The sequence below is a fragment of the Streptosporangium sp. NPDC000239 genome (genome assembly GCF_040300765.1).
GTDB lineage: Bacteria > Actinomycetota > Actinomycetes > Streptosporangiales > Streptosporangiaceae > Streptosporangium.
This window is the reverse complement of record NZ_JBEPEI010000003.1, coordinates 401,093-425,831: the sequence shown is the minus strand read 5'-3', so window position 1 is coordinate 425,831 and position 24,739 is coordinate 401,093. Positions and strand designations below refer to the sequence as shown.

Here is a 24,739-nt window from a genome sequence, read left to right as displayed (position 1 = left end):
TCTTCCCCAGGAGACTATGGCGCCACGTCCGCCACCGAGCGACTCACGAATCCACCCTGAAACCACAGGGAGTGGCGTGTAGGTTACCTGGCGTGATATTTGGGGATTCAGGAACCACCACGGCCTGCCGGAGCACACCCCCCGCGCCCGAGAGCGCACGCTGGCTGCGCGACGCCCGTACCGCACGCGCCCTCTCGCTGGCGACGCTCGTCTGGCTCGGGGTCGAGAGCGCTCTCGGCATCGCCGCCGGATTCGCCGCGCACTCGGTCGCGCTGATCGGCTGGGGCATGTTCTCACTGGTCGAGGCCGCGGCCAGTCTCATCGTCGTGTGGCGCTTCACCGGGTCGCGGACCCACTCGGCGGACGCCGAGGCCAGGGCGGGCAGGGCGGTGGCGATCAGTTTCTGGCTGCTGGCCCCCTACCTGGCGCTTCACGTGGTCTACGACCTGTGGGCGGGGCACACGGCCAGGCCCAGCGTGCTCGGCGCGGTGGTCACGGCGGTCAGCCTGTTCGCCATGCCGTTCCTCGGGGTGGCCAAGCGACGGCTGGGCGCGCGGCTCGGCTCGGCCGCGACCTCGGGGGAGGGCACCCAGAACCTGCTGTGCGCCTTGCAGGCCGTGGGCGTGCTGGCCGGGATCGCGCTGAACGGCCTCGGGTTCCGGTGGGCCGACCCGGTCGTGGCGACGCTGCTGGCCGCGGTGGCCGCGCACGAGGGGCGCAAGGCCTGGCGCGGGCACGTCTGCCACCACTGAGCGGCCCGTTCCCATACAGCACAGAGATCGTTTTCTATCGCGCAGGGGGATTTACACAGCAAAAAGGGTGTTTTGCCACTTTAAGCGTTCCCAGTACAGTTCCGTGAACATTGTGGAGAACCTCCGTATAAGGTGACCCGCTAGTTTCCGGACATCGAACGCGAAGAGGGCATCGTGAGCGGACGTCACAGGACGGATGAGCTCGACGACGGCTACGCCTCCTACAACCTGCCGCGGCGGCGCAGAAGCGGACGGGGCGCGGTGCTCGTGCCGTTGGCGGGCTCCGTCGCCCTCGCGGTGCTGCTCGGCGTCGCCGCCTTCGTGATCGTCAACCGGGACCGCGGCTGTGCGCAGACTCCCGTCACACTGCGGGTGACCGCCTCCCCCGACATCCAGCCCGCCCTCTCCGAGATCGCCGGGCGCTTCACCAGGACCTCCCGCGACTCCGGCGGCGGATGCGCGACCGTCACGGTGACCGGGGCCGCCTCCGCCGCCGTGGCCTCCGGCCTGGGGGGCAGCGGAGGCGAGGTCGGTGCGATGGACCTGTGGATTCCCGACTCCTCCCTGTGGGTGAACGGCCTGCGCGCCAAGGATCCGGCCTTCCCCGCCCCCGGCGCCTCCGTCGCCCGCTCCCCCGTCGTGCTGGCCGCTCCGGGCACCGCGGTCCAGGAACTGCGGGACGACCTCGGCGAGGCGAGCTGGAAGGGCATGCTCGGCGCCGCGAACGTGACGGACCCCAACGGCCCGGGCCGCAGGGTGCGGGTGCTCGCGCTCGACCCCTCGCTCAACGCGGCCGGGCTCGGCGCGCTGCTGGCCGCCTCGGGTACGGCGACGGCCTCGGGTGTCGGCCAGGAGGAACTGGTCGGCGCGCTCAAGACACTGTCCGGCTCCACCGTCCGCGACCAGGACGCGCTGCTGGCCAGTCTCGGCGTCAAGGGCCGCAGGACCCCGATCGGCGTCGCCTCGGAGCAGGGCGTGTGGGCCTTCGACACCGGCAGGAAGCCGCAGGTCCCCGCCGTCCCGCTGTATCCGGCCGAGGGGACGGTCGACCTCGACTACCCGGCGGTCGTCACCACCCGGGACGCCGCCGTGCGCGCCGCGGCCGAGGCGTTCCTGCGCGACCTCACCACCGAGGCCGCCGGGAAGGACCTCCAGGACCGGGGTTTCCGCACCCCCGACGGCCGGGCGGGCACCGCGCTCCTGGGTGTCTCCGGCTTCCGCGCCCAGGCGCCGAAGTCGCTGCCGCTCCCGGACGCCGCGACCGTCGCCGGGCTGTCACGCTCGTGGTCCCGGCTGAACCTCGGCACCAGGCTGCTCACCCTGCTGGACGTCTCGGGCACGATGGCGCTCCCCGTGCCGGGGACGGGCCTGACCCGGATGCGGGCCATCACCAGGATCGCCACCGAGGGCATCAAGCTGTTCCCGGTCAAGAGCGAGATCGGGGTGTGGGAGTTCTCCACGAACCTGGACGGCCGAGGCGTCGACTACCGCGAGACGGTCCCGGTCGGCCCGCTGACCGAGAACCTGGACGGTGTCCTGCGCCGGGACCTGATCAACCGGAAACTGGCCGCGACCAGGGCCAGGGCGACCGGCGACACCGGGCTCAACGACACCCTCGCCGCCGCCTACCGGCGGATGAACGAGGAGTACCAGGGCGACAAGATCAACACCTTGGTGGTCCTGACGGACGGCGCGGGCAACGACGACCCCGAGGGCGGCATCGGCGACCGGGAGATCCTCAGGAGGCTGAAGCGGGAGTACGACCCGGAGCGGCCGGTCAGCATCCTGATCATCGCCTTCGGGCCGGACGCGCCGAAGGGCAGGCGCCAGATGGAGGCACTGGCCAGGGCCACCGGCGGCGAGGCCTACATCGCCAAGGACATCGGACAGGTTCGCACGTTCTTCCTTGAGGGAATGCGGCGCCGCCTCTGCGCGCCGCACTGCTGACCCCTCTCCGAGGGCACCGCCGTACGGCGGACATATCACACGATCGACATGGATGGTGACCCTCCGCGGAGGGCGTGATTTGAGTCACTTCTCTCACCCCCGGCTCGCGCGGCCCCCGACACGCCCGAGCCACCTTTGCCACAACTGTCCCAGCTCACCCGATCTGGCCGAAAAGCCCTGCACCGTAGGGCTTCGGTGGTTGCGCGTGAGACTCTCCCGGCGTGGCGAAAGGCCCAAGGGAGACATCCGAATCCTGACCGGATATCGTATGATCACTTGACTCCGCGCTGGATAACGCCAACGCATCGCTTTGCGATCCGGTAAACCATGGACTGAGGTCAAACGTCGGCATTGACGTTCGTCCGCAGTGATTGATCCCATGAATAGGTGATCGATCATGCCACTACGACCAGGAGTCAGGAGATGTCGACCAATCGCAGGGTGCTCGGGTGGGCACTCACTCTTGCGTGCGTGGCGGGGGCCGTGATCGCGCTGGCCGGGATCGACACCCCTCTCCGGATCGTCCTCACTCCGCTGTTCCTCTTGGTCACTCCGGGTGCCGCGGCGATGGGACTGTTGCGTGATCGTGACCCTCTTGCGGCACTATCAGTGGGTGCGGCGGCAAGCCTGGTCGTGAACGTACTCCTTGCCGTGGCCATGCTGTCCTTTGACAAGTGGTCGCCTCGCGCCGGGGTGGCGACGATCGCGGTGCTCGGTGGGTTCATATACGTGTTACGCGTGTTGTACCGGGGGAGCGCAAGCTTGCAGACCGAACAGGGGGCCAGGTCAAGGTGAACATCGTCGTCGTTCGCCCCGGTGACCTCGGGGAGTCCGAGATATCCCGATGGCGGGAGTTGCAGGGGGCCGATCCGTCCCTCGACAACCCCTTCCTCTCCGTGGAGTTCGCCCTGGCCATGGGCCGTCTCCGCGACTACGTCCGGGTCGCCGTCATCCAGGACGGTGGCCGGACGGTCGGATTCTTTCCCTACGAGCGCCACAACTTCGGCATCGGCAAACCCCTGGGCGGTTTCCTCACCACCTGCCACGGCCTGATCTCGGTTCCCGACCTGGTCCTGGACGCCAAACAGCTGTTGCGCGCCTGCAAGCTCTCCGTCTTCGACTTCGACCACCTCGTCGCCGGTCAGCCGACCTTCGCCGAACACCAGTCGGACGTACGGCCCGCGCCGGTCATGGACCTGAGCTCGGGTTTCGACTCCTATATCGATCAGGTGAAGCAGAACTCACCGAAGAACTACAAGACCGTCCGCTACAAGGAGCGCAAGCTCGGCCGTGAGCAGGGCGAGATCCGCTTCGAATGGGACTCGACGGACCCCGCGACCCTGCGCACCCTGCTGAACTGGAAGTCGGACCAGTACCGCCGCACCGGGCGGGTGGACCGCTTCGCCCAGCCGTGGATCGTCCGGTTGCTCGACGAGATGCACGCGATGCGCTCGGAGAGCTTCTCGGGCGTGCTGACCATGTTCTACGCCGGTGACACCCCCGTGGCCGGGCACTTCGGCCTGCGTACGGCGCACACCCTGGTCGGCTGGTTCCCCGCCTACGACACCGAGTACGCCCGCTACTCCCCGGGCATCACGCACCACCTCCACATGGCGGAGCACGCGGCCGGCTCGGGGCTGCGCCAGGTGGACATGGGCAAGGGCGGCCGCGAGTACAAGTCCTGGCTGAAGAGCGGCGACCTGTACGTCGCCGAGGGCCGGGTCTCCCGCCCCTCCCCCGCGGCCGCGGTCCACTGGATGGGCCGCACGCCGGTCAACAAGGCCCGCACCATCGTCCTCGATCGACCCCATCTGTATCGGTTTGCCGATCGCGTGCTGAAAGGTTTCGGCCGTATGCGCACCTCAGCGCAGAACCAATCGGCCTCCGCGGTCGTCAAGGAACCATGGGGAGTCGGCTAGGCCGACCCCCGGTAACAGCGAACACTCCCGCCAGGACCCTTCCATGCATCCCTCACCGCATTCGCCATTCCCGCCGCCCCCTCAGGCTGTGTCTGGCTCCGGGTCCTCCCGTCAGTCGTCATGACGACCGCCGAACCGGAAGGACATGTTTCATGAGTCCCGACATCGTCAAGCACAATGCCAAACCGCCGCTGCGAGCGATGCCACCGATTGAGCGGTTCACCCCTATCACCCCTCACATGGCCATCTCTCCCACGGTCAGCGTCGTGGTCCCCGCGATGAACGAGGCGGAGAACCTTCCGCACGTCTTCGCGACCCTGCCCCAGTGGATCGACGAGATCGTCCTCGTCGACGGCAACTCCGTCGACGACACCGTGGCCGTCGCCAAGCGGCTGCGGCCCAACGTCCGCATCGTCACCCAGACCGGCAAGGGCAAGGGCGACGCCCTGGCCGCGGGGTTCGCCGCCTGCACCGGCGACATCATCGTGATGATCGACGCCGACGGCTCGACCGACGGCCGGGAGATCATCCAGTTCGTCGGCGCGCTGGTCACCGGGGCCGACTTCGTCAAGGGGTCGCGCTACGCATCCGGCGGGGGCAGCGACGACCTGACCTTCAACCGCAAGTTCGGCAACAAGGTGCTCACCGGCCTGGTCAACCGGATCTACGGCACCAGCTACAGCGACCTGTGCTACGGCTACAACGCCTTCTGGGCGCGTCACCTGGACGTGCTCAACCTGGACTGCGATGGTTTCGAGGTCGAGACCCTGATGAACATCAGGGCGGCCAAGGCCGGGCTCAAGGTGCATGAGGTTCCCAGCCACGAGCGCTGCCGTATTCACGGCGAGAGCAACCTGCACGCGGTAAGGGACGGGATCCGGGTGCTGAGAACCATCATCAGGGAGTGGCGGAACAACCCCGTCACCACCGCTCCCGAGCCTGCGGCCACCACCCCGGCGGCGGACCAGGGCGCCGCGTAGTCATGAGAACCAGTGTCGTCATCTGCGTCTACACCGAGGAGCGCTGGGAGGACATCCGGGCCGCCGTCGCGTCGGTCGAGAACCAGCGGCGCAGGCCGTACGAGATCATCCTGGTGGTCGACTACAACGCGGACCTGCTACTGAGGCTCAAGCGGGAGTATCCCGATGTGATCGTGGTGGAGAACACGCAGGAGAAGGGGCTGTCCGGGGGCAAGAACACCGGCGCGGCTACGGCCTCGGGCGACATCGTGGCCTATCTCGACGACGACGCGGTGGCGGAGGCGGGGTGGCTGGAAGCACTGGAGGAGGGCTTCCAGGATCCGGCCGTCGTCGGCGTCGGCGGGCTGACCAACCCACTGTGGGCGACGGGACGCCGTCCCGGCTGGTTCCCCCGCGAGTTCGACTGGACCGTCGGGTGCTCCTACCAGGGCATGCCCACCCGGCGGTCACCGATCCGCAACGTCATGGGCGGCAACGCCGCCTTCCGCAGGGAACTCGTCGGGCAGGTCGGCGGGTTCCACACCGGCATCGGCCGCAGTGTGCAGGGGCGCAAGCCCAGGCCCCTGGGGTGCGAGGAGACCGAGTTCTGCATCCGGCTCTCCCAGCGGATGCCCGGCGCGGTGATGCTGTTCGAACCCGCGGCGGTGATCGGCCACAAGGTGCCCGAGGCACGGGCCAGGTTCGCCTACTTCCGGTCCAGGTGTTACGCGGAGGGCCTGTCGAAGGCGCTGGTCACGCACAACGTCGGCGCCGGGGACGGACTGGCGAGTGAGCGGGCGCACGCGCTGAAGGCGCTGCCGCTCGGCGCGCTGCGGGGCCTGGGAGACGTACTGCGTGGCGATTTGTCAGGGTTCGGCAGGGCTGTGGCGATCGTGGTCGGACTCACCTGGACGACCTGGGGTTACATCGTCGGATCTCTCCGGTTGAAGGTGGCGAAATCGTGATCCGCGTGCCGATTCTGATGTATCACTCCATCTCCGACCGGCCGAACCCGGAGACGAAACCGCTGGCCGTACGGCCCTCGGTGTTCGCCGACCAGCTCACCTACCTGAAGGAGCACGGCTTCACCCCGTTGACCGTGGCCGACATGGTCGCCTCGCTGCACAGGAACAACGGGCGTTCCCTGCCCGAGCGGCCGGTCGTGGTGACCTTCGACGACGGCTACGCCGACTTCCACAGCCACGCGCTGCCGGTGCTCGAACGCCTCGGCTTCCCCGCGACGGTCTTCCTGACCAGCGGGTGGGTCAGGGACGCGGGCGAGGACGCGGCGGGCAGGCCGCTGGACACGATGCTGACCTGGAGCCAGGCCCGGGAGGCCGCCTCGTGCGGCATCGAGATCGGCGGCCACAGCCACAGCCACCCCCAGCTCGACCAGTTACCCGACGACCGGCTCCGCCAGGAGCTGCGCCGCAACAAGGCACTGCTCGAAGACAGGATCGGGGCTCCGGTCGCGACCATGGCCTACCCGTACGGCTACTCAAGCGGGCGGGTCAGGCGTGAGGTGCGGCGCGCCGGCTACTGGGCCGCCTGCGCGGTGAGCAACGCCATCGCCGCCGACAGGCACGACGTGCTCGCCCTGCCACGCCTGACCGTGGCCGAGGGCACCTCGATGGGGATGTTCAGCCGGGCCGTCGAGGGCAGCCAGGTCCCGCTGATCTACATGAGGCAACGCGTCCTGACGAAGGGTTACGCCGTCGTCAGGAGGACCCGCTACGGCCTGCGCCGGGTGCGCGGTCTGGCGTGAGGAACACGTCCTCGGACGTGGGGGGAGGCGACACATGAGCGCGACGACGGACGAGCCGCAGGGACGGCTCGCCGGGTTGCGGCAGCGGGTGACGCGCGATCTGCGCAACCCGCTCTTCCGCAACGGCTACGCGCTCATGGCCAACACCGCGATCACCGCGGTGCTCGGCATGGGCTACTGGTGGCTCGCCGCCCAGCTGTACGGCCCCGCGGACTTCGGCAGGGGCCAAGCGCTGATCACCGCCATGCGGCTGTTCGCCTCGCTGACCGCGCTGGGGTTCGTCGGGGCGCTGGCACGCTTCATCCCGGTGGCCGGACGGCGCACGCCCGCGCTCATCGTCAGGGCGTACGCGGTCGCCGGGGCGACCGGCGTGGTCGCCGCGCTCGGGTTCCTGCTCACGTTGCCGTGGTGGGGGCCGACCTACGCCTCGCTCGACGGCCTCGGCCCCGGGCTGTTCTTCCTGGCCTCGACGCTGGTCTGGTCGGTGTTCACGCTGGAGGACGTGACGCTGGCCGGGCTGCGCAAGGCCACGTGGGTGCCGGTGAGCAGCCTGTGCTACGGCCTGGTCAAGATGGCCATGCTGGTGGGCCTGGCGTTCGCGCTGCCCCGCGACGGCATCTTCGTCTCATGGATCATCCCGGCCGCGATGGCCCTGATCCCGATCAACCTCCTGCTGTTCAGGAAGGTCATCCCCCGGCACGTCGCGCGCACGGAGGGTACGGCCAGGCCGCTCGCCTTCGGCGAGGTGGGCCGCTTCCTCGCCGGAGACTACCCGGGCACGCTGTCGATCCTGGCGAGCGTCTACCTGATCCCGGTCCTGATCGCGGCCAGGGTGGACGAGGTCACCTTCGGCCTCTTCTCCATGGCCCACACGCTGGGCTCGCTGATCGAGCTGCTGGCGATGAACATGGCCACCTCACTGACCGTCGAGGGATCCTTCGACCGGGACCGGTTCGCGTCGAACTCCCGCAGGGCGCTGCGCCGGGCCTTCATGATCATTGTCCCGATCGTTATCGTGACGATCCTCGCGGCGCCCCTGATCCTGCGCGTCTTCGGCCCGGACTTCGCCGACCGGGGAACACTGCTGCTGCAGCTGATGGCCCTGGCGGTGCTGCCCAGGGTGCTGATCGAGATCTATCTGAGCGGCCTGCGGGCCCTGGGGAAGGCTCGCAGGCTCGCGTTCGTCCAGGTCTCCCTGGCCGTACTCGTGCTCACCAGCACCCTGGCGCTGTTCCCCTCTGCGGGGATCGAGGCCGTTGGCTACGCGCTGCTGCTGAGTGAGCTGCTGATCGCCGCGCTGATCTTCCCCGACCTTCGCAAAATGCTCAACGGTGGGAAAAGATCAAATACGGTCGTCACGGCCGGCTCCGTATAACCCCCATGATGTAGACGTGAGGCAACGCTCAGGTGATGACGTGAAATCGGAGGCCGCAGAGGCGGGGGAGCATTCCCCCGCCTCCGAGGAGACGCACGCCGGACCCGAGGACAGTCCCACTCCCCCGGCCGCTCCCGAGAGCCTTGAGGACCGCGACTCCAAGGACTTCGAGGACCCCGAGGGCTCTGGGAACCCTGAGGGTTCCGGGGCCTCGGAGGGCTCTGGGAGCTTCGGAGGCCTGGAGGACGCCGAGGAGAACGTGGGGCCCGGGGATCAGGAGGAGCCGGACGCCTCCGGCGACGACGACCCCTCGCCGACCGCGGTCCTCCGCATCCCCGGCCACACGCACGAGGAGTCCTCCGAGGACGCGATCGCCTCGATCATGGGCACCTCGGTCCTCGGTTCCTCGGTCACGGACTCCTCCGTCGTCGACTTCTCGGTCGTCGACCTGCCGGGGGTCGCCGACGACGACCCCGAGAGCGAGGCGGACCCCGAGCCCGAGCCGGATCCCGAACCAGGCCCCGAGCCGGGCTCCGGGTCAGGCGAAGTCGGTGACGGTGACGGTGACGGTGAGGGCGCCGACGGCGAGGACGTGGAGGCGACCGCCGAGGTACGGCTGCCCGCCGCCCGGCGTGCCGGACTCCCCGGCTCCGCCCAGAAGGCCGACCCGGAAGCCACCAGAAACGTCAAGGTGTCGGCGTCCATATCGGTGCCCACGCTCCGGCCCCGCGTCCCGTTGACGGAGCGGCTGGCGCGCTCGGCGATGGCGTGGCTCCCGCCGCTGCTGACCGTCGAGGGCCTGATCATGTACGTGCTGGCCCTGCGTGCCACGCCGGGCCCGCTGCGAGGTGTCGACCTGTCGCACATCGACGGTCTCGGGCTGATCTCCGCGCTGCCCGCCACCTCGTTCGTCGCGATCCTGCTGATGATCACGGCGTTCTTCGTCACGATCGCGCAGAACACCGACCGCAAGTTCCTGCTGCTCTTCCAGCTGGCGGTGATCACCTTCGCGTTGCACGGCGCCGCCGCGCTCATCGAGGACACACCGCGCTTCCACACGGCCTACGTCCACGCGGGCTTCGTCGAGTTCATCAACCGCACCGGGACGTCCTCACCGATCCTCGACGCCCGTTTCGCGTGGCCGGGGTTCTTCGCGCTGGTCGCGTTCGTCACGAAGGCCGCCGGAGTCACCGACCTGACGCTGGTCCTGCGCTGGACGCCACTGCTGTCCAACCTGCTCTACCTGCTGCCGTTCGTGCTGATCCTGCGCCAGGTGGTCGCGACGACCCGGGCCCGCTGGTTCGCGGCGCTGCTGTTCATCCTCGTGCAGTGGATCGGCCAGGACTACTTCTCGCCGCAGGGCTTCACCTACGCGATCTACCTGGCCTTCGTGGCGATCGTGCTGCGCTGGTTCGGCAAGGTGGAGGTCCGTGACGCGGCCGCGCCGCCCAAGGGCCGCATCCGGCGGCTGCTGGCCAGGCTGGACGGGCTGGCCCCGGGCGAGCTGACCCACTCGACCAGCGTCTACGACCGCTCGATCATGCTCATCCTGCTGATCGTCCTGTTCGCGACGGCGACGGCCTCGCACCAGATCACGCCGTTCATGATGCTCGGCGCGCTGACCGGTCTGATCCTGCTGCGGCGTTCCTCGCTGAGCTGGGCCCTGCCGTTCCTCCTCGGGCTGATCGTGCTGTCGTGGATCAGCTACCAGACGGTCACCTTCTGGAGCGGCCACATCGAGGAGCTGTTCGGCGGTCTCGGCCGGATCCTGGAGAACCTCCAGCGCAACACCGGCGACCGGATCGAGGGCAGCGACAGCAGGCACACGCTGGTGCTGCTGGCCCGTCTGGGCATCTGCGCGGTCATCCTGCTGCTGGCCGCGGTCGGCCTGCTGCGCCGTCTGCGCCGGGGGGTCGGCGACCGGGCCGCCCTGCTCCTGCTGTGCGTTCCGGTGCTCGCCCTCGCGCTGCAGAGCTACGGCGGCGAGATCGGTCTGCGCATCTACCTGTTCGCGCTGCCCGGGGCGTGCATCCTCGCCGCCTACGCCTTCTTCCCGAACCTGCCCGCCGGTACGGCCGACGCCCCCGAGGAGGCGGTTCCGGCCCGCAGACGCGTCATCAGGCTCGACCCGTTGCTGACCCGCAGGATCTCACTGCTGCTCGCCGCCGCGTGCGCGATGGCGCTGTCGATGTCCTTCCTGATCGCCCGCTACGGCAACGAGCAGTTCGAGCGGGTCTCCAGCGACGAGGTCCAGGCGATGCACTACGTCTACGGGCACGACAAGCCCAGCGGCAGGGTGCTGTTCCTGGTCCCGATCATCGGGCCCGAGGTCACGCCGACCATCCCATGGGGCGAGCGCGACTTCGACAAGATCGAGTATCAGCAGGTGCTCGTGGACAAGAACCCGGAGCAGCTGTCCTCCGTGATCGACAAGTTCCGTGTCTCCCCACCGAACACCTACCTGGTCGCGAGCCGTGGCCAGGCCGCCTACCTGCAGCTCAACCATGGTTTCCCGACCGACTGGAGCAAGCGTTTCCGGGCCGCCCTCGACGCGTCACCGGAGCTCAAGCGGGTCTTCGACAGCCCCGACGCCGCCGTGTACACGCTGAAGACGTATCCGAAGAACGCCGAGATCCCCCAGCCACGTCCTCTTACGGGCTTCGGCGACCGTGGGTCCCCTATGACCCCGATCGGCCTCGGTGCCCTCGGAGTCACCTGGATTGCACTGTTTGTCTATGAGATGCAAAAGCTGCGCGATCCCGGCCGTGTTTCGAAGAGGGGACGACGCATCCTGTTTGTCGCGGTTCCCGCATTCCTGCTGGCGGTCGCGGTGATTGTCGAACGCTTCATCGTCATCGGGTTCAACCAGATCCAATAGGCGTGAGCCTCCGGGGTCCCCCGGTATATCGACCAACTATCGCCGGGGGCGCGTGACGCGCGCGGCACGTTGAAGGACGGTTCGATGGTCATGGGAGAGCATCATCGCCTGGTGAAACCTGTCGTGGCCATGACCATGGCCGTCCAGGATCGCAGGATCGCGGCCGTGGACGCCCTGCGCGGGTTCGCGCTGTTCGGCATCGTGGTCGTCAACATCGCCTACCTGGCCTCGGGGTACCGTATGGCGGGCCTGGCCGAACCGGCCTTCTCCGCGCCGCTCGACTGGGAGGTGCGCTGGGTCGTCACGGTGTTCTTCGAGAACAAGTTCTATCTGCTGTTCTCGTTCCTGTTCGGCTACAGCTTCACCCTTCAGCTCGACTCGGCCGCGGCCTCGGGGACCGCCTTCGTGCCGCGTTTCCTGCGCCGTCTGACCGGGCTGTTCCTGCTCGGCCTGGCCCACGCCGTACTGCTGTTCCCCGGGGACATCCTGGCCACCTACGCGGTGGTGGGGCTGGTGCTGCTGGCCGTACGGAGGATCAGGCCGCGGACCGCGGTGCTCTTCGCGGTGGCGCTGACCCTGCTGCTCGCGACGGGGTTCGTCCTGATGGCCGGGCTCGCGCTGCTGGGGACGGACCTCTCGGGCACCGTGGCCGGGGGTGCCGCGCAGGCGGCCAAGTCGGACGCGGCCCTGCAGAGCTCGGTGCCCATGATCATCTCGGATCACCTGCACAAGCTCGGCAGGATCGTGGTGCTCCGGGTGCTCTTCCAGGGGCCCGCGGTGCTCGCCGCCTGCCTGGTGGGGCTGGCCGTCGGCAAGCGGCGGCTGCTCGCCGACTCCGATCGGCACACCGCCACACTGCGCCAGATCCAGTGGGTGGGATTCCCGGTCGGCATCCTGGGGGCGATCTTCTACGCGCACTCGACCTGGTCGGGCGGCACGAGCGTCCACCACATGCTCGGCCAGGCGGTCGACCTGATCACCGCGCCGCTGCTGGCCGCGGCGTACGTCGCGACCCTGCTGCGGGTGTTTCCCCGTGCCCCGCGCCTGACCTCCGTGCTGGTGCCGCCGGGTCGGACGGCGCTGACCAACTATCTGAGCCAGTCGCTGATCTGCTCGCTGATCTTCACCGGCTACGGGTTCGCCCTGATCGACCGGCTCAGCCCGCTCGCCGTCTCCTCGATCGCCGTGGCGATCTTCGCGTTCCAGGCGGCCGCCAGCGGGATGTGGCTGCGCAGCCACCGGTACGGTCCCGTCGAATGGCTGCTGCGCTGGTTCACCAACTGGCGCAGACCCGCCGTCAGGCTCCATCCCGCCCGCTCCACCTGACCTCGTACGGTTCCAGCTCGAACTGTTTGCCGTCGATCGTCGTGGTCGCGGCGGCGTCGGTGGTGTTGACCATCACGAACTGGCGTTCCTGGGCCAGCACCCGCACCGCGGGATTGGCCGAGGTGAGCGGTACCAGGGGGACGCCCTCGGGGAACCACTTGGTGAACCCGCTCAGCACCCCCGCCATCGGCAGCTCCTCCCCCGTGCCCGGACGCCACAGGCAGCCGGGGCAGTCCTCGCCCGGTTTGCGTTGCGGATTCCAGTAGAGGGCGGTGGACGCGCCGCTGGTGGCGAACTCCATCATGGCGACGGTCTGCACGGCGGTTCTGCGCTCCTCCGTCCAGTCGGCGTTGTCCGGCGCGACGTACCATTCGGCCCACCAGACCGGCAGGCCGCCGCTCCTCTGTTTGAGCCAGGTGGTGACGGCGCCGAACTTGGCGAGTGCGCCGAAGTCGTCGGGGTGGGCCCCGGCGTCCCTGGTCATGGAGGCGCCGTCGACCACGATGAAGTCGGCGCCCTTCTTGTTGCGGATCCAGTACTCGACGGCGTCGAGGTCGCGCTGGTCGACCACGCCCCAGGGACCCTGGAGTTCGGAGCCCCGGCCGTTCTTGTCGCTGACGATCGGGATGTAGGGACCGCCGACCTTGATGTCGGCGTTCACCTCCTTCAGCGCCGTGTAGACCTTGTTGTACAGCTCGGTGTAGGCCTCGGCGTCCCAGCGGTTGGTGGCCGAGTTCCAGAATCCCTTGAACTCGTTCCACACCATGAAGTGCTCGACGGTGGGGTAACGCCTGGCGACCGTGGCGGCGAGCTTGGCGAAGTCGTCGAAGTTCTCGCGGTTCGGCGGCGACTCCAGGGTGTTCCAGTCGGTACGCCCGTCGGTGCCGCCCTTCATCCAGTCGGGGGCGCAGCACAGGGTGATGACGGGCAGGGCCTGTGAGCGGCCCATGAACTGCACCCGGCGGTCGAGGTTGCGGAAGTCGTACTTGCCGCGTACGGGCTCGGGGTTGTCCGCGCCCCAGCCCATGATGTGCTGGTTCTGCACCAGCGGGACCCGGGCCAGGAGGTGCGAGGCCGTCTCGGTGACCTCCTCCCGCTCCGCGTCGCCGCTGAACTCGGTGTGGGTGACGCCCCAGCGAGGCCAGGCGCCGAAGTCCGGGGGCTGCTCGACGGCGGGCGCGGGCTGCGGGGGCGGGATCGCGACGGCCCGCCCTCTCGGCTTGCCGTGCCCTGTCGACATGACGACGATCCCGACCAGGAGCGCGAGAGCGACGACTCCCGCTCCCGTCGCGATCAGCCAGTTCGGAATCCGCCGGCGCGGTCCGTCAGTCGGTATCACCGCTCGTCCTCGATCCTGGGCACGGTCCAATGAAGCGTTCCACAGCGACGGCGGACGTGACCGTGAGAGGACGCGGCTCACAGCCAAGCGTTATCGGCCGCATCGTCAGGCTATCCACGCGACTTGCAGAACACTTGAAACTTCTATCGCAGATTGGCACCTGACCGGTAACCCACGGTGATCATCACGGGTGGTACGGAGCGCCTTCTCCCATGGAGCCTCGGAACGTTACATCCTGGGAGAACCCTGGGAAAACCACCTACGACCCGATCCTTTACCGCTACATTACGCACCGTGCCGCACGCTGTGAGTACGCATATCCTGTGCGCATTCATGCCCGAAGGCGCATCGGGGAAGTCGCAACCCCAGTAGGAGCCCATGCACGTCTCTATCGTTCATCCTCGCGAACTGGCGGAGTCCGACATCGAGCGATGGCGGACCCTTCAGGACGCGGACCCCGCCTTCGACAGCCCCTTCCTGTCCCCCGAGTTCACGATCATCGTCGGCGAGCTGCAGGAACAGGTCCGGGTGGCGGTCCTGCAGGATGGCCGGGAGACGGTCGGCTTCCTCCCCTTCGAGCGCCACGCGATGGGCATCGGCAAACCGGTCGCCGCGGGGCTGACCGACGCCCAGGGGCTGGTCCACGTCAAGGACCTCGAACTCGACCCACGAGAGCTGATCAGGTCATGCGGCCTGGGGGTCTTCGAGTTCGACCACCTGGTGGCCGGGCAGCCGCTGCTGTCCGGACGGCACACCCGTCACCCGTCACCGATCATCGACCTGCGCGACGGCTACGACTCCTACGTCGAGACGGTGAAACGCGACTCGGGCAAGACCTACCGCTCCACGGCCTACAAGGCGCGTAAGCTTCAACGGGACCATGGAGCGATCCAACACGACTACGCCACGACCGACCGTGCGGCGCTGCGGACGCTGCTCGGCTGGAAGACCGACCAGTACCGCCGCACCGGCAGGACCGACCGTTTCGCCCGGCCGTGGATCGTCAAGCTGGTCGAACGGCTGCTCGCCACCGACACCGAACGCTTCGGGGGGGTCTTCGACGTGCTACGGGTCGACGGACAGCCGGTCGCGGGCCACTTCGGCCTGCGCACCGCCACCACCCTCGCGGGCTGGTTCCCCGCCTACGACATCGCCTACGCCAAGTACTCCCCCGGCCTGATCCACCACCTCGCCATGGCGGAGAAGGCGGCCGCCGCGGGCATCGAGGTCATCGACCTGGGACGCGGCGAGAAGGAGTACAAGGAGAAGCTCAAGAACGGGGAGTACGAAGTGATGGAGGGCCGCATCGCCAGGCCGAGCGCCGGGGCGGGCATCCACTGGGCGCTCAGCGTGCCGGTCCGTAAGGCACGGGGAACCGTCCTGGCCAACCCGGTCCTGCGGACCACGGCCGACCGGGCGCTGAAGACCTTCGGCCGCCTGCGCACCTCCTTGTCGTCGTGAGCGCCCGGTGACCCCCGAGGGCCTGGTGGCCACGCGAACGGGGCGTCACTGCTTAGCCGTACCGTCCAACCGGCTCGGCCTCTATCTCGCGCTGCGGCACTGGTGCCTTCCCGGGCAGCGGCTGCTGATGTCGCCGATCTCCGCCGACGAGATCCTCTTCCTGGTGCTGGCCGCCGGGCTGCGTCCCGTCATCGCGCCGCTCTCACCGAGTGACGGCAACATCGACGTCGGCTCCGTCGATCTCGGCACCGTCGACGCCGTGCTGACCACCAACCTGTACGGCCTGCCCGACCGGGTGGCCGCGTTCGCGGGCAAGACGCTGATCGAGGACGTCGCCCACGCCATGGAGACGACGGTCGGGGGCAGGCCACTCGGCACGTTCGGGGTGGCCGGGGTCTTCAGCATGTCCAAGCACGCGGGGGCGGGTTCCGGCGGGGTGATCGCGGTCGAGGACGAGGCCGACCTGCGTCCCCTTGAGATCGCCCGTGACCTGCTGCTGCGGCCGTACCGGCCGGTGGCCGAGGCGCGGTCGGTGCTGACCTCGGCCGCCAGGCACTCGACGGTCCGGCTCGGCCTGGTCAGGCCCGCGCTGTGGGCGATGCGCGCGCTCGGCCTGGAGGAGAAGCGCGAGGGCCTGCGGATCGCCACGCGCCCGGAGGAACTCGCCGAGGCCATGAAGCGGGTGCCCGACCTGCCGCCGTTCGACTCCTGGGTCAGGGCCGACCTGCACGACTACCGGACCAGACGGGGGCCGCTCTCCCGTCGCTACCAGGTGAGACGGCTGCGCGGGCTGCCCGGGCAGCGGGCCCGGCGGATCGCCGGGGTGCGCGCGCTCGCCGAGTTGCCCACGGTCGCCGCGGGCGTGCTCGCCCACCTCGACCAGCCGCTGTTCCGGGTGCCGCTGCTGGTCGCCGACCGGGACGCGGCCATCGCGGCGCTGGAGCGGCGCGGGGTGGCCACCGGCTACCTCTACGACCCGCCCTACGACGACTATCTGCCCGGCCTCGTGGAGCCCTCCGACGATCCGGGGGTCGCGCGGTGGTGGGGGCGGCACGCGCTGCCCGTCGATCCGCTCCAGGCCCGCCGCGCGCTGCCCGTGGTCAGGGAACTCGCTCCGGCGCCGCCCCCTCCTCCGCGAGCCGCAGCTCCCCGATCAGCTCCGCGATCACCGCTACCCCCCGCCTGACCTCGGGCAGCGAGGCGGAGCCGTAGCCGATCACCAGACCGTGCCTGTCGGCGGCGCCGTGGTCGTCGCGGTTCATCCCCTTGAGCAGGACCCCGCGCTCGGCCGCGGCGGCGACCAGCGGCCCGACCACGTGCTCGGGCAGCCCGACCATGACGTGCAGCCCCGCGGTGTCGCCCGTCACCAGCGTGCCGAGGCCGGCGACGACCTCCGCCCGGCGGCGGGCGTATTCGAGCCGCATCCGGCGCAGGTGCCTGTCGAGGTCTCCGCGTTCGAGCAGCACGGCCATCGCCTGCTGGGTCGGGCCGCTGGTGCGGTCTCCCAGGTCGGCCCGGACCTCGGCGACCGCCGCGAGCAGGCCCGGCGAGGCGACCAGCCAGCCGACGCCGACGTCGGGGGCCAGGGACTTCGACAGCGTGCCGAGCAGCACGACCCGCTCCGGTCCGAGGCCGTACAGGGCGGGCAGCGGGGCGACGTCGTAGCGGAACTCGGCGTCGTAGTCGTCCTCGACCACGACCGTCCCGGTACGGCGGGCCCAGGCGAGCAGGCGTTCCCTGCGCGGGACGGGCAGACGACCGCCGAGGGGGTACTGGTGGGCCGGGGTGGTGTACAGCACGCGCAGGTCGTCGGGGAGGGCCTCGACGATGACGCCGTCCTCGTCGACCGGGCACGACACGACGTCGGCGCCCCGCGCGGCGAAGACGTTCCTGGCGACCCGGTAGCCGGGGTCCTCGACGCCCGCCCGGTCGCCGGGCCGCAGCAGGGTCGCCGCGACGAGGTCGAGGCCGTTGCCCGTCCCCCGGGTGACCATGACGTTCTCGGGACCGGCCGCGACCGCCCTGGTCCTGCGCAGATGCTCGGCCAGCGCCCGGCGGAGCCTGGGCAGGCCGTACGGGTCGGGGTTGCTCCCCGGCGGCAGGTCGGCGGCGGCGCGCCACGCCCTGCGCCAGGCCGCCCGGTCGTAGTCACGCACCCACGGCTTGCCCGGGCGCAGGTCGATCACGGGCCCGGCGGGGGCCTCCCGCGTGGGGGCGGAGACGGGCGAGGGGTCCACCGGGACCTCCGGCTCGCGCGGGGCCAGGTCGACCACGTAGGTTCCGGAGCCGTGGCGGCCTTCGAGCCAGCCCTCCGCGTAGAGCTGCTGGTAGGCCTCGGTCACGACGGTCCTGCTGACCGAGAGCTGGCGGGCCAGGGCCCGGGAGGAGGGCAGCCGCTCCCCGGACTTGAGCGTGCCGTCGCGCATCGCGGTGCGCAGCAGGTCGCCGAGCTGGGTCATGAGTGCGGCGGGAGCCTGGCGGTCAACCGACAGGGGCAGGTCAACGGGGATGCGCGGCAAAGTGGTCTCCCAGAGGCGACACGAAGTGGACGTGGTTTCGATATCCACTTCTTCCTAGGGTAGGGGTCATGCTCTCCACGACCTCACGCACCACGCTCAACCGTTCCAAGGAGCGGGGCCGCACCTCCCGCGATGATCTCTACGCCGTGCTCGACGCCGGGCTCATCTGTCACCTGGGGGTCGTGGTCGACGGAGCTCCCCGGGTGGTGCCGACCGGCTACGGGCGCGTCGGCGACACCCTCTACCTGCACGGCTCGACCGGTTCGGTCTCCCTGCGCGGCACCGGCGAGGTCTGTGTGACGGTGACGCACGTGGACGGCGTGGTGCTGGCCAGGTCGGTCTTCAACCACTCGATGAACTACCGGTCCGCGATGATCTACGGCCGCCCGCGTCTCGTGCTCGACGAGGACGAGCGCCTCGCGGGCCTGCGCGCGATCACCGAGCAGCTCGCCCCCGGCCAGTGGGACGCGGCTCGCACGCCGACCAGGAAGGAGCTCGCCGCGACCGCCGTGGTGGCCCTCTCCCTGACCGAGGCGTCGGTCAAGGTACGGCAGGGCCCGCCGAGCGACGAGCCCGAGGACTACGCGCTGCCGGTCTGGGCCGGGGTGCTGCCGCTGCGCCTGTCGTGGGGCGCGCCGGAGACCGATCCGGCCATGACGTCCGAGGTCGAGGTGCCCGAGCATGTCTCCTCCCGGCCCGCGCCGGGACGGTAGGAAGGCGGGCGAACGGGGGCCGTTCGCCGCGACCTACCGGGTCTCCCAGCCTTCCGAGACTGATTTGTGATTCATGAGTAAATTTTCGCGATCTCCGGCTAAGCTACGGTTCGCCTGTTGTGGGTGGGGGCCCAAGCAACTGAGGAGACCGCATGTACGGCACGTCATCAGGCTGGCGAGTCCCCGGATACACCGAGATACGCGAGCTGGGAGCCGGTGCCGGCGGACGCGTGGTGATGGCGCGGCACGAGGTCGACGGCATGCAGGTCGCGATCAAGTACCTGTCCGACGAACTCAGGGGTGACGTCGGGTTCGTCGCGCGTTTCCGGCACGAGGCCAGGGTGCTCAACACCCTGGACAGCCCGCACGCCGTACGGCTCTACGACTACGTGGAGACCGGTGAGGGCGCCGCCATCGTCATGGAGCTGGTCAACGGCGTCCCGCTGCGGGCGATCCTGCGCTCGGAGGGGCCGACCGGTCCTGAGGCGGCGCTGGTCGTGCTCAAGGGAGCCCTCCTCGGCCTGTCGACCGCGCACATGGCGGGCGTCGTGCACCGCGACTTCAAGCCGGAAAACGTGATGGTCGAGGCGGACGGGACGAGCAAGCTCGTCGACTTCGGCATCGCGATCCGCTCGGGCGACGGGGACACCCCCGCGGGCACGCCTCCCTACATGGCCCCCGAACAGTGGACGGGCTCACCCTCCGGCCCCTCGACCGACGTCTACGCCGCGACGGCCGTGTTCTTCGAGTGCCTGACGGGCGCCCGGCCGTTCCGGGCGTCGAACGTCGCCGCGCTGGCCAGGCAGCACCAGGTCACGCCGCCGCCGATCGAGGAGGTGCCGCCCGCGCTGCAGGGCCTGGTCGAGCGGGGACTCGCCAAGCACCCCGCGGACCGGCCGCCGACCGCCGCCGCCTTCATCACCGAACTGGAGGCCGTCGCCGCCGACGCCTACGGGAGCGACTGGCAGGAGAAGGGGCGCCGCCGCCTGGCCGGTCTCGCCGCGCTCCTGCCCGCCCTGTTCCCTGTCGAGGCCCCCAAGACCGGCACCGGTTCCTCCTCCGTCGCCGAGACGAACCTCAGAAGCGGCGGCGCGCGCCGCAGGGCGTCGTCGTCCCTGGGCAAGATGGGCGTCAAGATCCTGGTCGGCGTCGGGTGCGTCGCGGTGATCGGCGGGGTGACCGCCGTGCTGGTCAACTCCGCGAGCAGCACCGCGATCACGCCGCAGAGCCTGGTCTACTCGGCACCCCCCGAGACGGACGAGTCGCTGCTTCCCGAGAACCAGCCCGACGACCCCACTCCGACGCCGTCGAAGAAACCCACGCACAAGGCCTCAAGCCCCGCCCCCACTCCGACTCCGGCCGCGACGACCGCCGCGCCTCCCCCACCGGTCCAGCCGACCCAGGCGGCCGTCCCGTCCAAGTCGCCCAAACCCACGCCGAAGCCGTCGGCGACCCGTACCAGGAAGCCGACCAAGAGCCCGGCTCCGAAGCCCACGCCGACCGCCTCCGAGGAGGAGGAGACCTCCTCCATCGACACCTCGGACACTCCGACCAAGGCCCCGTCCAAGTCCCCGACGCCGACCCCCACGCCGACCAAGACGGCCTCCCCGTCGTCGCCGTCCCCCAGGCCCACCAGGACTCCGACCCCGACGCCGAGCAGCCCGTCGCCGACGGAGACCTCGACAGACGGGGGGACGCCTCCGAGCCTGAGCGCGTCTCCGACGCCTCCCGAGACCTCCCCGGTGACGCTGCTGGCGTTCGGCCTGGTGACGAGCGGCACCGTGCCCATCACACTGGCGGTGAGGCGCGGGATGGCCGGTCGCCACCGGAGGCGGCGCGGGCGCTAGAGAACGGCGGAACAGGTCATGGACATCGAACGGGGGAACGTCGCAGGGTTCCTGCTGACCGGCGAGAGCCGTACCGGTGAACCGGGAACGTGGTCGTCGGCGACCGCGCCCGGCGGACGGCAGGCGGGCGCGCTCAGGCTCGACCCGCGTTTCACCTCGGACCCGGCGGCGCGGGAACGGCTGGTCGCCGCGGTGCTCGCCGAACGCGCGCTGATCCAGGCGGGCCTGACCGGGCTGGTCCCGGTCACCGACCTGGTCTCGGCCGGGCGGGAGATCTGGCTGCTCACCGGCGAGCCGGTCAGCCCCACCCTCGCCGACCTGCTCGTCGCGCCCGCAGGCGCTCCTGGTCCCGGTGCGGGTGAGGCGGCCGTCGTGCTGCTGGAGACCGCGCGGACCCTGCTCGCCCTGCACGCCGCGGGGCTCGCCCACGGGGCGCTGCACCCGGACACCGTGGTGATCTCCGCCGACGGGTCCGCCCTGCTCGCCGAACGGGGGCTGGCCGACGCGCTGCACGGGCGCCCGGCCCACCCCGGCCGTGACGCGGCCGCCTGGGCCGCGCTCGCCCGTGGCCTGGCCGCGAACTGGGCCGCCGCCGACCCCGGAGCCGCCGCCCTGTTCGAGCGGGCCGCGGCCGTCGCCGACGCGGACGGGCTCGGCCGGGCCCGTGACGTGCTGCTCTCCGGGCAGGACACGCTGCCCGCGGGCTCTCTGACCAGGAACGGTCTCGCCCAGGCCGTACGGCTGCGCCCCGCCCCCGGCCTCCTACCCGCGAACGTTCCGCCGATGCCCGTCCCCGACGAGGGCGAGGTCGTCACGCTGCTGCGGGCCGACGTGCCGACCGCCGCCCAGGAGAACGTCGTCATGCGCTTCGGTCCCGGCGTGCCGCCGGAGACCACGGCGGCGCAGATCTGGCGGGCGGGCCGTAACCGGCAACGGACCGAACAGCCCTCCGACGGGTTGCGGGCGCTCGGGACCGCCGCCAGACGCAGGCGCCGCCGTACGGCGCTGGCCACCGTGGTCCTCGCGCTGATGGTCGTCGGTGTCCTGGCGGTCTGGCTGCTGCGCGGTTCGGCGACCCCGCTCGCGGTCACCGGCGTAGAGGTGAGCGCGCCGAAGAAGCAGCAGGCGTGCGACGCGACGGTCAGGATCACGGGTGTCTTCGCCACGAACGGCTCCGGCGGGGAGATCCGCTACGAGTGGCGGCGCAGCGACCGCAAGACCCCGATCGAGCAGACCGACACCGTTCCCTCCGGGGCGGCCTCGCACGAGGTGAGCCTGGAGTGGACGGTCAAGGGCGAGGGCCGCTTCCGTGGAACGGCGACGCTGCGGCTGCTCTCCCCGCTGGCCGGGGGGCAGAAGGTTCAGGACAAGGCAAGTTTCACCTACAAGTGCCCCTAAGCCTCCCAAGCCACCGCAATGCACTGCTAACCGGTTCTTACTACTCTGACGGCCATGACCACGCAGACCCCTGCCGGCTGGTACCCCGACCCCTACGGTTCACCGCTGTTGCGGTGGTGGGACGGCAACCAGTGGACCGACGCCACGCACCCCAGGGACACCTCTCCCCAGGGGCAGGCCGCGCCCCTCGCCCAGCCGACGGGGCAGACCGGCCCGTTCCCCCAGCCCACGCACCCGCAGACCGGCGCCGCCGCCCAGCCTCCGGCCCAACCCGCCCCTCAGCCCGCCCAGTCCCCCGCCCAGCCCGCCGGACCGCCTGCCGGTCCCCCCGTTCCCGGCGGGCCCACCGGTCCCGCGGCCGGGCCCACCGGGCCGCAGACCAGCCCCTTCGCGGCGCCGTCCGGCCAGACGCCCTCCTTCTCACCCCCCTCGGGACCCCCTGAGGGGGTGGGCCAGACCGCGCAGTGGAACGGGGCGCAGAGCCAGGCACCGCAGGGGCAGCCCTCCTGGGGCGGCGGGCCCGGGGGCGGTAACACGATGCAGCTGCCCGCCGGGGGGTACAGCCTCCCGCCGGGGACCACTCCGCGTAAGAGCAGCCCGTGGCCCTGGATCCTCGGAGGCGGCGGAGTCGTGATCCTGGTGGCCGTCGTCGTGGCCGCGGTCATGTTCCTGGCGAACCCCACATCCAGGCCGACCGCGGACGACCCGACCCTGCCGCCCGCCGTACCCACGCAGGAGCCCACCCCCTTCCCGACCGAGCCCGAGACCACCGAGCCTCCGCAGGAGACTCCCGCGCCGGAGGCGTCCGATTTCCCCCGGCCGCAGAACGGGCGCATCCAGGACCCGGTGAGCGGCATGTCCTACGCCTTCCCCGGCTCCCCCTGGCAGATCCCCGCGAACGCGGGCACCGACCCGCTCGGTTTCACCTGGAACAGCGGGACCCTGGCGGTCGCCCAGGACGACTACGACGGCAAGGGCGGCAGGTGGCTCGGCAACATCCTCACCGGTGAGCTCCCCGACAAATACGGCTATGACGGGGTCCCCAGCATGCGCGGGATCGCCGCGACACTGCTGCACGCGACCGAGGCGGCCTACTACAGCCCCGAACACGATCGGAAGGTCGTCAAGGACGAGGCGATCAAGGTGAGCGGCCGGGACGGCTGGCTGTTCATGTTCGACCTCGACTTCTCCGCCCAGTCCAAGGCCAACGGCTGGAAGTGGAAGAAGGAACGGGCCGCCTTCGTGATCGTGGACCGGGGCGAGGGCAGGAGGCCCGCGCTTATGTACCTTTCCATCCCCGACAATCTGGACACTTCCCTCGCCGACCGGGTGGTCAAGTCGCTCAAGGTCTCCTGACGGGAGTACTACCCTGAAGGCTATGAGTGACCTGCTGGTCTGGATCGACTGTGAGATGACCGGGCTCGACCTCGGCCGAGACGCGCTGATCGAGGTGGCCTGTGTGGTCACGGACGGTGAGCTGAACCAGCTCGACGAGGGCGTTGACGTGGTCATCAAGCCTCCGCCCGAGGCTCTGGAGCAGATGTCGCAGATCGTCCGTGAGATGCACACCGCCTCGGGTCTGCTGGAGACGCTGAGCACGGGCGTCACGCTGGCCGAGGCGGAGGCCATGGTCCTTGACTACATCAAGGGGCACATCCCCGAGCCCAAGCGGGCCCCGCTGTGCGGCAACTCCATCGCCACCGACCGTTCGTTCATCTCGCGCGACATGCCGGCCGTCGACACGTTCCTGCACTACCGGATGATCGACGTGTCCTCGATCAAGGAGCTCGCCCGGCGGTGGTACCCCCGCGTCTACTTCGCCTCGCCGGAGAAGCAGGGCGGTCATCGCGCGCTGGCCGACATCACCGAGAGCATCCGCGAGCTGCGTTACTACCGCGCGGCGGTCTTCGTGCCCCAGCCGGGACCCGACTCCGCGACGGCCCGTGAGCTCGCGGAGACGATCTCGGCCACCGCCACCTGAGCGACGCGCGAAAACCAGGGGCGAAACGACTCCCAAAGACCGCTACACTTTTCATGTGCTGCTGCGGCAGACATGGTGGGCGTAGCTCAGTTGGCAGAGCGCCAGGTTGTGGTCCTGGATGTCGAGGGTTCAAGTCCCTTCGCTCACCCCATGAGAACGGCCGGTCCCCAAGGACCGGCCGTTCTGCGTTTTTCATCACTCCGGACTTGTCCACCAAAGACGGATGTCGCGGGTTATGCTCGCTGCTATCGCTACGCCGTTAGACGGGGGGTTTCGGCGACCTGAACGTGTTGCTGCAACGGAGGCCGTATGAGAGTCGACGACGCACCGTTCGACGCCGAACCCACAGTCGCGGCGAGCTTGAGCAGGCGTGAGACCGAGGTCATGGAGCTGATCGCCACCGGCTGCTCCAACTCGCAGATCGCCCAGCACCTGTTCCTCAGCGAGAAGACGGTGAAGAACCACGTCAACCGGATCTACGCCAAACTCGGCGCCGACTCCCGGATGACGGCCATAGGACTGTGGCGCAGCCGTACCCCCCAGGACTAGACAGCGCTGTG

At 69.9% G+C, this 24,739-nt stretch carries 20 protein-coding genes and 1 tRNA gene; 19 read left to right on the top strand and 2 right to left on the bottom strand.

Features of this window, described 5'->3' with window-relative positions:
- Positions 1 to 92: 92 nt before the first annotated feature.
- The 10 genes from ABT340_RS11080 to ABT340_RS11035 all read left to right on the top strand — a co-directional run bounded on the left by ABT340_RS11080 (position 93) and on the right by ABT340_RS11035 (position 12,921).
- Positions 93 to 752: a cation efflux transmembrane domain-containing protein gene (locus ABT340_RS11080; protein WP_352010535.1), complete on the top strand. Its 660-nt coding sequence runs from the start codon at positions 93 to 95 to the stop codon at positions 750 to 752.
- A 174-nt stretch (positions 753 to 926) separates the two neighbouring features.
- Positions 927 to 2,699 carry a substrate-binding domain-containing protein gene (locus tag ABT340_RS11075; protein WP_352010534.1) on the top strand — a complete coding sequence of 591 codons (1,773 nt, stop codon included), beginning with the start codon at positions 927 to 929 and terminating at the stop codon, positions 2,697 to 2,699.
- Between the two features lie 423 nt (positions 2,700 to 3,122).
- Complete coding sequence (locus ABT340_RS11070; RefSeq protein ID WP_352010533.1) at positions 3,123 to 3,494, top strand: hypothetical protein; 372 nt, start codon at positions 3,123 to 3,125, stop codon at positions 3,492 to 3,494.
- Positions 3,491 to 4,618: a GNAT family N-acetyltransferase gene (locus tag ABT340_RS11065; RefSeq protein WP_352010532.1), complete on the top strand. Its 1,128-nt coding sequence runs from the start codon at positions 3,491 to 3,493 to the stop codon at positions 4,616 to 4,618. Before ABT340_RS11070 ends, ABT340_RS11065 begins: the two co-directional genes overlap by 4 nt.
- Before the next feature lie 239 nt (positions 4,619 to 4,857).
- Positions 4,858 to 5,598 carry a glycosyltransferase family 2 protein gene (locus ABT340_RS11060; protein ID WP_352010531.1) on the top strand — a complete coding sequence of 247 codons (741 nt, stop codon included), beginning with the start codon at positions 4,858 to 4,860 and terminating at the stop codon, positions 5,596 to 5,598.
- A 2-nt stretch (positions 5,599 to 5,600) separates the two neighbouring features.
- On the top strand, positions 5,601 to 6,542 hold the full coding sequence (locus tag ABT340_RS11055; RefSeq protein WP_352010530.1) for a glycosyltransferase family 2 protein: 942 nt from the start codon (positions 5,601 to 5,603) through the stop codon (positions 6,540 to 6,542).
- A gap of 5 nt (positions 6,543 to 6,547) precedes the next feature.
- Complete coding sequence (locus ABT340_RS11050) at positions 6,548 to 7,342, top strand: polysaccharide deacetylase family protein (protein ID WP_352010529.1); 795 nt, start codon at positions 6,548 to 6,550, stop codon at positions 7,340 to 7,342.
- A 34-nt stretch (positions 7,343 to 7,376) separates the two neighbouring features.
- Positions 7,377 to 8,717, top strand: coding sequence for a lipopolysaccharide biosynthesis protein (locus ABT340_RS11045; RefSeq protein ID WP_352010528.1), 1,341 nt, complete (start codon positions 7,377 to 7,379; stop codon positions 8,715 to 8,717).
- A 40-nt stretch (positions 8,718 to 8,757) separates the two neighbouring features.
- Positions 8,758 to 11,595 (top strand): hypothetical protein, encoded by a 2,838-nt coding sequence (locus ABT340_RS11040; protein ID WP_352010527.1) that lies wholly within the window; start codon positions 8,758 to 8,760, stop codon positions 11,593 to 11,595.
- A 111-nt stretch (positions 11,596 to 11,706) separates the two neighbouring features.
- A complete protein-coding gene (locus ABT340_RS11035) occupies positions 11,707 to 12,921 on the top strand; it encodes a DUF418 domain-containing protein (RefSeq protein WP_352010526.1) in 1,215 nt (404 codons plus the stop codon).
- Here the strand turns inward: ABT340_RS11035 and ABT340_RS11030 are convergent.
- The gene (locus ABT340_RS11030) at positions 12,893 to 14,260 is read right to left on the bottom strand and encodes a GH39 family glycosyl hydrolase (RefSeq protein ID WP_352010525.1); all 1,368 of its coding nucleotides are present in this window, start codon (positions 14,258 to 14,260) and stop codon (positions 12,893 to 12,895) included. The genes ABT340_RS11035 and ABT340_RS11030 overlap by 29 nt on opposite strands.
- 378 nt (positions 14,261 to 14,638) lie before the next feature.
- On the opposite strand from ABT340_RS11030, the gene ABT340_RS11025 reads away from it, so the two are divergent.
- Together ABT340_RS11025 and ABT340_RS11020 are read left to right on the top strand one after the other, a co-directional pair.
- A complete protein-coding gene (locus ABT340_RS11025) occupies positions 14,639 to 15,721 on the top strand; it encodes a GNAT family N-acetyltransferase (protein WP_352010524.1) in 1,083 nt (360 codons plus the stop codon).
- Positions 15,722 to 15,728: 7 nt separating this feature from the next.
- A complete protein-coding gene (locus ABT340_RS11020; RefSeq protein ID WP_352010523.1) occupies positions 15,729 to 16,907 on the top strand; it encodes a DegT/DnrJ/EryC1/StrS family aminotransferase in 1,179 nt (392 codons plus the stop codon).
- Here ABT340_RS11020 and pdxR read toward each other — a convergent pair.
- A complete protein-coding gene (pdxR, locus tag ABT340_RS11015; protein ID WP_352010522.1) occupies positions 16,822 to 18,240 on the bottom strand; it encodes a MocR-like pyridoxine biosynthesis transcription factor PdxR in 1,419 nt (472 codons plus the stop codon). The two genes, ABT340_RS11020 and pdxR, sit on opposite strands and share 86 nt — an antisense overlap.
- 68 nt (positions 18,241 to 18,308) lie before the next feature.
- On the opposite strand from pdxR, the gene ABT340_RS11010 reads away from it, so the two are divergent.
- The 7 genes from ABT340_RS11010 to ABT340_RS10980 all read left to right on the top strand — a co-directional run bounded on the left by ABT340_RS11010 (position 18,309) and on the right by ABT340_RS10980 (position 24,728).
- Entirely contained in the window at positions 18,309 to 18,953 is a 645-nt protein-coding gene (locus tag ABT340_RS11010; RefSeq protein ID WP_352010521.1) for a pyridoxamine 5'-phosphate oxidase family protein, read from the top strand.
- Positions 18,954 to 19,105: 152 nt separating this feature from the next.
- On the top strand, positions 19,106 to 20,800 hold the full coding sequence (locus ABT340_RS11005; RefSeq protein ID WP_352010520.1) for a serine/threonine-protein kinase: 1,695 nt from the start codon (positions 19,106 to 19,108) through the stop codon (positions 20,798 to 20,800).
- 18 nt (positions 20,801 to 20,818) lie between these two features.
- A complete protein-coding gene (locus tag ABT340_RS11000) occupies positions 20,819 to 22,198 on the top strand; it encodes a hypothetical protein (RefSeq protein ID WP_352010519.1) in 1,380 nt (459 codons plus the stop codon).
- 54 nt (positions 22,199 to 22,252) lie between these two features.
- A complete protein-coding gene (locus ABT340_RS10995) occupies positions 22,253 to 23,554 on the top strand; it encodes a DUF2510 domain-containing protein (RefSeq protein ID WP_352010518.1) in 1,302 nt (433 codons plus the stop codon).
- Between the two features lie 22 nt (positions 23,555 to 23,576).
- A complete protein-coding gene (gene orn, locus ABT340_RS10990) occupies positions 23,577 to 24,179 on the top strand; it encodes an oligoribonuclease (RefSeq protein WP_352010517.1) in 603 nt (200 codons plus the stop codon).
- A 75-nt stretch (positions 24,180 to 24,254) separates the two neighbouring features.
- A tRNA-His gene (locus ABT340_RS10985) sits at positions 24,255 to 24,330 on the top strand.
- Between the two features lie 158 nt (positions 24,331 to 24,488).
- Positions 24,489 to 24,728 (top strand): helix-turn-helix domain-containing protein, encoded by a 240-nt coding sequence (locus tag ABT340_RS10980; protein WP_352010516.1) that lies wholly within the window; start codon positions 24,489 to 24,491, stop codon positions 24,726 to 24,728.
- The last annotated feature ends 11 nt before the right edge of the window (positions 24,729 to 24,739 follow it).